The sequence below is a fragment of the Microbacterium sp. SYP-A9085 genome (genome assembly GCF_009649635.1).
Lineage (GTDB): Bacteria > Actinomycetota > Actinomycetes > Actinomycetales > Microbacteriaceae > Microbacterium.
On record NZ_WJII01000008.1, the window covers coordinates 39,625 to 47,577 of the forward strand.

The following is a 7,953-nucleotide window of genomic DNA, read 5'->3' on the forward strand; positions in this document are numbered from 1 at the left end:
GTCCGAAGATGCCGGTTCCGCGCGGCGCAGGCGGCACGACGGGACGGTGACTCCCGCCGCCGTCGCGGCCGAAGGGCGCGGCATCCGCGCGCCCATAGACTGAAGGGGTGTCTGAAATCACCCCCGAACTCGTGCGCCATCTCGGTGTGCTCGCACGCATCCAGCTGAGCGACGCGGAGGTCGAGCGCCTCACCGGCCAGCTCGACGTCATCGTCGACAACATCGCGAAGGTCTCGCAGGTCGCCACCCCCGACGTGCCGGCCACGAGCCACCCGATCGCCCTGGAGAACGTGTTCCGCCCCGACGAGATCGGGCAGACCCTCACCCACGAGCAGGCGCTGTCCAACGCGCCGGACGCCGCGGACGGGCGCTTCCGGGTCACGGCGATCCTGGGGGAGGAGCAGTGAGCGACATCATCCGGCTTTCCGCCGCCGCGCTCGCCGACCGGCTCGCCGCGGGCGATATCTCCTCCGTCGAGGCCACGCAGGCGCACCTGGACCGGATCGCCGCCGTCGACGGCGACATCCACGCCTTTCTGCACGTGAACGAGAAGGCCCTGGATGCCGCGGCCGACATCGACCGGCGCCGCGCGGCCGGAGAGCAGCTCGGCACCCTCGCCGGCGTGCCGCTGGCGATCAAGGACGTGCTCGTCACGACGGACATGCCGTCCACGAGCGGGTCGAAGATCCTCGAGGGATATCTGTCGCCGTTCGACGCCACCGTCGTCGCCCGCTCGCGCGCGGCAGGCATGGTGCCGCTGGGCAAGACGAACATGGACGAGTTCGCGATGGGCTCCTCCACCGAGCACTCCGCATACGGTCCCACGCACAACCCGTGGGACCTCGAGCGCATTCCCGGCGGGTCCGGCGGCGGTTCGGCCGCGGCCGTCGCCGCGTTCGAAGCGCCCCTCGCGCTCGGATCAGACACCGGCGGATCGATCCGCCAGCCCGCCCACGTCACCGGCACCGTCGGCATGAAGCCGACGTACGGCGGCGTGAGCCGGTACGGCGCCATCGCCCTGGCGTCCTCGCTCGACCAGGTCGGCCCGGTCACCCGCACCGTCCTGGATGCCGGGCTCCTGCATGACGTGATCGGCGGGCACGACCCGCACGACTCCACGTCGCTCACCGACGCGTGGCCGTCCTTCGCCGCCGCCGCCCGCGAGGGCGCGACCGGCGAGGTCCTGAAGGGCCTGAAGATCGGCGTCGTGACCGAGCTGCCCGACAGCGGGTTCCAGCCCGGCGTCGCCGCGTCCTTCCGGGACGCGCTGGACCGGCTGCAGGCGCACGGCGCCGAGATCGTCGAGATCAGCGCCCCGCACTTCGAGTACGGCGTGGCCGCCTACTACCTGATCCTGCCGGCCGAGGCATCCAGCAACCTGGCGAAGTTCGACTCCGTCCGGTTCGGGATGCGCGTGGATGTCGCCGGCGGCACCGTCGAGGACGTGATGGCGGCGACCCGGGATGTCGGGTTCGGCGAGGAGGTCAAGCGCCGCGTCATCCTCGGCACGTACGCCCTGTCCGCCGGGTATTACGACGCGTACTACGGCTCGGCGCAGAAGGTGCGCACGCTCATCCAGCGCGACTTCGACACAGCATTCGGCCAGGTCGACGTGATTGCGACGCCGTCCGCGCCGACCACCGCGTTCAAGATCGGCGAGAAGATCGACGACCCGCTGCAGATGTACCTCAACGACCTCACCACGATCCCCGCGAACCTCGCCGGCGTCCCGGGGATCTCGATCCCGTCCGGCCTCGCCGACGACGACGGCCTGCCCGTCGGCATCCAGTTCCTCGCACCGGCGCGTGCGGACGCCCGCCTGTACCGGGTGGGTGCCGCGACCGAGGCGCTGCTGGTCGATGCGTGGGGTGGTCCGCTGCTGGACCGGGCCCCCGTGCTGAATGAGCGAAGCCGCACGATGCAGGAGGGGAGCCGCTGATGGCCGCCGCGCTGATGGACTTCGACAAGGCGCTCGAGCTGTACGAGCCGGTGCTCGGCTTCGAGGTGCACGTCGAGCTGAACACGAAGACGAAGATGTTCTCGGCCGCCCCGAACTCGTTCGGCCGCGAGCCCAACACCGACCTGGCGCCCGTCGACCTGGGCCTTCCCGGATCCATGCCGGTCGTCAACGAGCAGGCGGTGCGATATTCGATAAGCCTCGGCCTCGCGCTGGGCTGCTCGATCGCGGCGTCCAGCCGGTTCGCCCGGAAGAACTACTTCTACCCCGACCTGGGCAAGAACTACCAGATCTCGCAGTACGACGAGCCGATCGCGTACGAGGGCCAGGTCGAGGTCGAGCTCGCCGACGGCACGCTCGTGCAGATCCCGATCGAGCGCGCGCACATGGAGGAGGATGCCGGCAAGCTCACGCACGTGGGCGGCGCGGCCGGCCGCATCCAGGGCGCGGCGTACTCGCTCGTGGACTACAACCGCGCCGGCGTGCCGCTCGTGGAGATCGTCACGAAGCCGATCTTCGGCGCCGAGCACGGCGCGCCGGAGCTCGCCGCCGCGTACGTGCGCACCATCCGCGACATAGTGCTGTCGCTGGGGATCTCGGATGCCCGCATGGAGCGGGGTAACCTGCGCTGCGACGCGAACGTGTCGCTGCGCCCGCGCGGGCAGGAGAAGCTCGGCACCCGCACGGAGACGAAGAACGTCAACTCGATGCGCTCGGTCGAGCGCGCCGTGCGCTACGAGATCCGGCGGCAGGCGGCGATCCTCGCCGCCGGCGGCACCATCACCCAGGAGACCCGGCACTGGCACGAGGACACCGGCGTCACCTCTCCGGGGCGCCCGAAGTCCGACGCCGACGACTACCGGTACTTCCCGGAGCCGGATCTGTTGCCGGTGGTCCCCGCGCCGGAGCTGATCGAGCAGCTGCGCGCGGCGCTGCCCGAGCCGCCCGCCACCCGTCGGCGCCGGCTGAAGGCGGAGTGGGGTTTCACCGACCTGGAGTTCCAGGACATCGCGAACGGCGGCGTGCTCGCCGAGGTCGAGCAGACGATCGCCGCGGGCGCTGCTCCCACCGCGGCCCGCAAGTGGTGGACGGGCGAGATTGCGCGTCTCGCGAACGCCGCCGACCGGGAGACGAGCGAGCTCGTCGAACCGGCCGCCGTCGCCGAGCTGCAGAAGCTCGTGGACGCGGGCACGCTCACCGACAAGCTGGCCCGGCAGGTCCTCGAGGGCATGGTCGCGGGCGAGGGGACGCCGCAGGAGATCGTGGACGCGCGCGGGCTTGCCGTCGTCTCCGACGACGGGGCGCTGATCGCGGCGATCGACGAGGCGCTCGCGGCGCAGCCGGACGTGCTGGCCAAGATCCGGGACGGCAAGGTCCAGGCCGCCGGCGCCGTGATCGGCGCCGTGATGAAGGCCATGCGCGGTCAGGCCGACGCCGCCCGCGTGCGCGAACTGATCCTGGAGCGCGCCGCCCAGTAGTCCGGCCGGCTCCCCGCGAGAGTACAACTGACGGACGAGGGTGTGGGTTTTTCCCGCACCCTCGTCCGTCAGCTGCACCCTCGGCGTCAGGTCGGACGGCCGGGGGAGCGGGTGTCGGGGGCGGCGGCGAGAATGGGTCCATGGGACGCGGCGACGGATCGGCCAGGCGCGTGTCGCCGGACGACGCGGATGACACCGGCGCCGGCATCCTGCACGTGGACATGGACGCCTTCTACGCGTCGGTCGAGGTGCTCGACGACCCCTCTCTGAGTGGCAAGCCCGTGATCGTGGGCGGCGTGGAGGGTCGCGGCGTCGTCTCCAGCGCCAGTTACGAGGCGCGACGGTACGGCGTGCGCTCCGCGATGTCGATGCCGCAGGCGCTGCGTCTGTGTCCGACCGCGACCGTCGTCGCCCCGCACTTCCCGCGCTACCTGGAGATGTCGGCCCGGGTGATGGATGTCTTCCACGAGATCACCCCGCTGGTCGAGCCCCTGTCGATCGACGAGGCGTTCCTCGACGTGCGCGGCGCGCGCCGGCTGTGGGGTCCGCCGGGAGGGATCGCCCGGATGCTGCGGACCCGCGTCCGCGAGCGCACCGGCCTGACGTGCAGTGTGGGCGCGGCGGCCACGAAGCACGTCGCGAAGATAGCGTCGACCATGAGCAAACCGGATGGCCTGCTCATCGTCGCAGAGGCCGCCACCGCCGACTTCCTCGCCCCGCTCAGCGTCCGCGCGATGTGGGGCGTCGGACCGAAGTCGGCGGACGCGCTCGAGGCGCGGGGCATCCGCACCATCCGCGACCTGCGCGAAACCCCGCTCGCGGTGCTGGAGCGCACGCTCGGGACGACGTCGGCGGATCGCATCCGTCAGCTCGCGCACGGGCGGGACGCGCGCGACGTCGAGCCGGAGCGGCTGGAGAAGAGCGTCGGCCACGAGGAGACGTTCCAGGTCGACATCGCCGACGACGTCATCCTGCGCGGCGAGCTGCGTCGGCTCGCCGACCGCGTCGGTGCGCGACTGCGCAGCGCCGGCTGGGAGACCGTGACGGTCTCGATCAAGGTGCGGTTCGCCGACTTCACCACGGTGACCCGTACGCAGACGCTCGCCGAGCCCACCTCGGTGGGCCAGCGCATCGGCGCAGCGGCCCTGGAACTGTTCGGTGCGCTGCCCCGTCCGCTGCCGGTGCGACTGGTCGGCGTGCGTGCAGAGCGGCTGCGTCCGGCCGGCAGTGCGGGGCCGGCACTGTGGGACGACGATGAGGAGTGGCGCCAGGTCGAAGGAGCCCTGGACGACGCTGCGGCCCGATTCGGGAGCGGCGCGGTCACCCGCGCCGCGTTCCTGGGTCCGAAACGGGATGTCGGCGGCGTCACGCACCACCCGCCGCCGCGCCGGAATCCCTCCTGACGGGGGTGGGCAGCGCCGCCACAGACGGCTAGCGTGGGGGCATGCCCAACATCGCACTCGAACTCGGCAAGCAGGCGGCGTCCTTCGGGGTGAACAGCGCCTACGGCGAGCAGCAGGATGTCGACGGCATCCGCATCATCCCGGTCGCCATGAGCTGGTCGGGGTACGGCGGCGGTTCCGACGAGTCCGGCAACGGCGGCGGGGGAGGCGGGGGATACGCGATCCCGATCGGCGCCTACGTCCGCCGCGGCGACGACCTCCGGTTCGAGCCGAACGTCGTCTCCTTCCTGGCCGTCGCCATCCCGTTCGCGTGGGTGTGCGGCCGGGCGCTCAGCCGTGTCATCCGCGCCCTCAAGAAGTAGCGTCGATCCGGTCGGGGCCGCGCTCGCTCTCGGCGCGGAGGCCGTGCTGCGCGCGGTCGCGGCTGCCGCCGCCGCCCATCCGGTCGTGCTGATCGACGGATGCAGCGGTGCGGGCAAGACGTCGCTGGCGCGGCTGCTGGCCGCGCAATGGCAGGGCGGACCGGTGCAGCTCGTGGCGCTGGACGCGCTGTACCCGGGCTGGGACGGGCTGGATGCCGGCGTGGAAATAGTGCGCGCGGCGGTCCTGGTGCCGCGCGCCCGTGGCGAGGCCGGGGCGTGGCGGCGCTGGGATTGGGATGCCGGCGCCCCCGCGGAGGAGCATGTCGTGGATCCGGTGCTGCCGCTGATCGTGGAGGGCTCGGGCGTGCTCACCGCGGCCACCGCCCCGCTCGGTGATGTCCGAGTGTGGGTGGATGCCCCGGCCGCGGCGCGGCGGCGCCGGGCGCTGGACCGGGACGGCGACCTGTACCGGCCGCACTGGGAGCGGTGGGCGGCGCAGGAGCGCCGACACGTGGCTCGGGATGATCCGCGGGGCTTGGCGACCGTGGAGGTCGTCGTGCCGTGACGGCTACCGGGCGCCGTCGGCCGCCTGGATGAGCCCCTCCAGGCGGTACCCGAGCCATTCGTAGATCCCGAACCGCGGATCGTCGTCGTCGTGGTCGTCCTCCGAGTGGATGTCCAGGCGCGACGCGAGCACCAGGCGCAGCGCCGCCAGTGTGCGCAGCCACGCCTCCACCCGCTCCGGCGACAGCACGATGGACATGGTCTGCAGCGACCGGTTCTCGTCGTCGGGAGGCGCCACGCTCGGCAGGTCGGCCAGGACCGTCTGCGCGTCCTCGTCGCGACGCGCGAGGAGATCCGCCGCCGTCAGGTCGCGGAATTGCCGGGACGCCTCGGCGTCGTCGGCGTACGCGTCGGGCACCAGCCGCGCCAGGGCCGGGTCCGCGGGTGGGGTCGACGTCGGGGTCTCGCCGAGCAGATCGCGGAACTGGCGCACGAGGTCCGCCAGGTGCGCGGCCTCGAGGAGCGTGATCTCCATCACCACGGTGCGCGGTCTCATAGCCCGGCCTTGCGTATCGTGGCCCACAGCCCGTAGTCGTGCATCGCCTGCGCGTGCAGCTCCATCTGCTCGTGCGGCCCTTCGGCGACGACGGCGTGGCCCTCGTTGTGGACCGCGAGCATGAGCCGTGTGGCTTTCTCACGGGAGTAGCCGAAGTAGGTGCGCAGGACCCGGACGACGTAGCTCATCAGGTTCACCGGATCGTTCCAGACCACCGTCTGCCACGGGCGGTCGGGGTCGACCGTCTGCCGGAGGTCTTCGTCCTCACGGATGTCGGGGGTTGCGAGCACACTCATGCCCAGCCCAGCTCGTGGAGTCGGTCGTCGTCGATGCCGTAGAAGTGCGCGATCTCGTGCACGAGCGTCGTGTGCACCTCGTCGCGCAGCTCCTCCTCGTGCTCGCATGCGGCCAGGTGCGGCTCCCGGTACACGATGATCCGGTCGGGCAGCTCGCCGCCGCCGTACCGGTCTCGCTCGGTGAGAGCCCAGCCGTCGTACAGGCCGAACAGGTCGAGGCTGCCGTCCTCGGGACGGTCCTCCACCACGAACACGACGTTGTCCAGGCCGTCCACCATGTCATCGGGAAGCCTGTCGAGCTCGTCGACGACGAGAGACTCGAATGCCTCGGCATCCATCTGCAGCATCGGCCGGACCGCTCCCGTGTCGCTCATGTCAGGGGACGGCATCCATCATCGCAGGGTTGCCGATGCGCGGCGTCGCGCCGGTAGGCAGGCGACGGTCGACGCGGGGCGTCGGAAAACGATTGGGGTGAGTAACGGGACTTGAACCCGCGACCCCCTGGACCACAACCAGGTGCTCTACCAACTGAGCTATACCCACCATGCGCCCGCACGGCGGGCAACCACACGATTCTCTCACACCTTCAGAGCGAACGATGACACCGCCGCGGCCGCCAGAGCCTTCGCGTCGTCGCTGGTCGGCCCGGGCTGCGGGACGAACACGGCGTCGCGATAATAGGCGAGTTCGCGGATGGATTCCCGGATGTCGGCCAGGGCGCGGTGGCCGCCGTCCTTGGCCGGAGCGTGCATGTACACCCGGGGGTACCAGCGGCGGGAGAGCTCCTTGATGCTGGAGACATCCACGCTCCGGTAGTGCAGCCACTGATCCACCGCGGGCATGTACTTCGCGAGGAACATGCGATCGGTGCCGATCGTGTTGCCCGCCAGCGGGGCCTTGTTCTGCAGCGGCGCGAACCGGCGGATGTACGCGAGGGTCTGCTCCTGGGCGTCGGCGAGGGTCGCCCCGCCGGGGATCTCCTCGATGAGGCCGGAGGTCGTGTGCATCTGTGTGACGAACTCGTTCATGTGCGCGAGCGCGGCCTCGCTCGGCCGGATGACGATCTGGAAGCCGGGATCCAGCGGCTCGAGCTCGAAATCGGTGATGACGACGGCGATCTCGACGAGCTCGTCGACTTCGAGGTCGAGGCCCGTCATCTCGCAGTCGATCCACACGAGCCGGTCGTTTCCGGATGATGCCACCATGTGAATCATCCTAATGACGGGGCCGGACCTTGCCGACGCGCCCGCATCACACGGCCCCTCCGGGAGTGTCTAGGTTCACGACATAGGTCACAGGTGATAGGTCGCTGATGAGTCGGGACATAGGTCACAGTGCGATGCATGTCGAAGCATCGTGTCGTGGTGTTGAAGATCGTCGCCGGGCAGCTCACCGTG

10 protein-coding genes and 1 tRNA gene are annotated in these 7,953 nt (G+C 70.9%); 6 read left to right on the plus strand and 5 right to left on the minus strand.

Annotated elements, in window-relative coordinates:
- Positions 1-107 precede the first annotated feature (107 nt).
- The 6 genes from gatC (at position 108) to GH740_RS13610 (ending at position 5,765) form a co-directional block, all read left to right on the plus strand.
- The gene (gene gatC, locus GH740_RS13585) at positions 108-407 is read left to right on the plus strand and encodes an Asp-tRNA(Asn)/Glu-tRNA(Gln) amidotransferase subunit GatC (protein ID WP_367641610.1); all 300 of its coding nucleotides are present in this window, start codon (positions 108-110) and stop codon (positions 405-407) included.
- Entirely contained in the window at positions 404-1,939 is a 1,536-nt protein-coding gene (gene gatA, locus GH740_RS13590) for an Asp-tRNA(Asn)/Glu-tRNA(Gln) amidotransferase subunit GatA (RefSeq protein WP_367641611.1), read from the plus strand. Before gatC ends, gatA begins: the two co-directional genes overlap by 4 nt.
- Complete coding sequence (gatB, locus tag GH740_RS13595) at positions 1,936-3,435, plus strand: Asp-tRNA(Asn)/Glu-tRNA(Gln) amidotransferase subunit GatB (protein ID WP_153746642.1); 1,500 nt, start codon at positions 1,936-1,938, stop codon at positions 3,433-3,435. The genes gatA and gatB overlap by 4 nt, the downstream gene beginning before the upstream one ends.
- Positions 3,436-3,575: 140 nt before the next feature.
- A complete protein-coding gene (dinB, locus tag GH740_RS13600) occupies positions 3,576-4,838 on the plus strand; it encodes a DNA polymerase IV (RefSeq protein WP_153746643.1) in 1,263 nt (420 codons plus the stop codon).
- Positions 4,839-4,879: 41 nt separating this feature from the next.
- Positions 4,880-5,200, plus strand: coding sequence for a hypothetical protein (locus GH740_RS13605; RefSeq protein ID WP_153746644.1), 321 nt, complete (start codon positions 4,880-4,882; stop codon positions 5,198-5,200).
- Complete coding sequence (locus tag GH740_RS13610; RefSeq protein WP_367641612.1) at positions 5,175-5,765, plus strand: hypothetical protein; 591 nt, start codon at positions 5,175-5,177, stop codon at positions 5,763-5,765. The genes GH740_RS13605 and GH740_RS13610 overlap by 26 nt, the downstream gene beginning before the upstream one ends.
- Before the next feature lie 3 nt (positions 5,766-5,768).
- On the opposite strand, the gene GH740_RS13615 is transcribed toward GH740_RS13610, so the two are convergent.
- The 5 genes from GH740_RS13615 to orn all read right to left on the minus strand — a co-directional run bounded on the left by GH740_RS13615 (position 5,769) and on the right by orn (position 7,761).
- Positions 5,769-6,260 (minus strand): DUF2017 family protein, encoded by a 492-nt coding sequence (locus tag GH740_RS13615; protein WP_253941436.1) that lies wholly within the window; start codon positions 6,258-6,260, stop codon positions 5,769-5,771.
- On the minus strand, positions 6,257-6,556 hold the full coding sequence (gene clpS / locus GH740_RS13620; protein ID WP_153746645.1) for an ATP-dependent Clp protease adapter ClpS: 300 nt from the start codon (positions 6,554-6,556) through the stop codon (positions 6,257-6,259). The genes GH740_RS13615 and clpS overlap by 4 nt, the downstream gene beginning before the upstream one ends.
- The gene (locus tag GH740_RS13625) at positions 6,553-6,903 is read right to left on the minus strand and encodes a metallopeptidase family protein (protein ID WP_153746658.1); all 351 of its coding nucleotides are present in this window, start codon (positions 6,901-6,903) and stop codon (positions 6,553-6,555) included. The genes clpS and GH740_RS13625 overlap by 4 nt, the downstream gene beginning before the upstream one ends.
- Before the next feature lie 120 nt (positions 6,904-7,023).
- Positions 7,024-7,099: transfer RNA gene (locus GH740_RS13630), tRNA-His, on the minus strand.
- Positions 7,100-7,134: 35 nt separating this feature from the next.
- Positions 7,135-7,761, minus strand: coding sequence for an oligoribonuclease (gene orn / locus GH740_RS13635; RefSeq protein WP_153746646.1), 627 nt, complete (start codon positions 7,759-7,761; stop codon positions 7,135-7,137).
- Positions 7,762-7,953 lie beyond the last annotated feature (192 nt).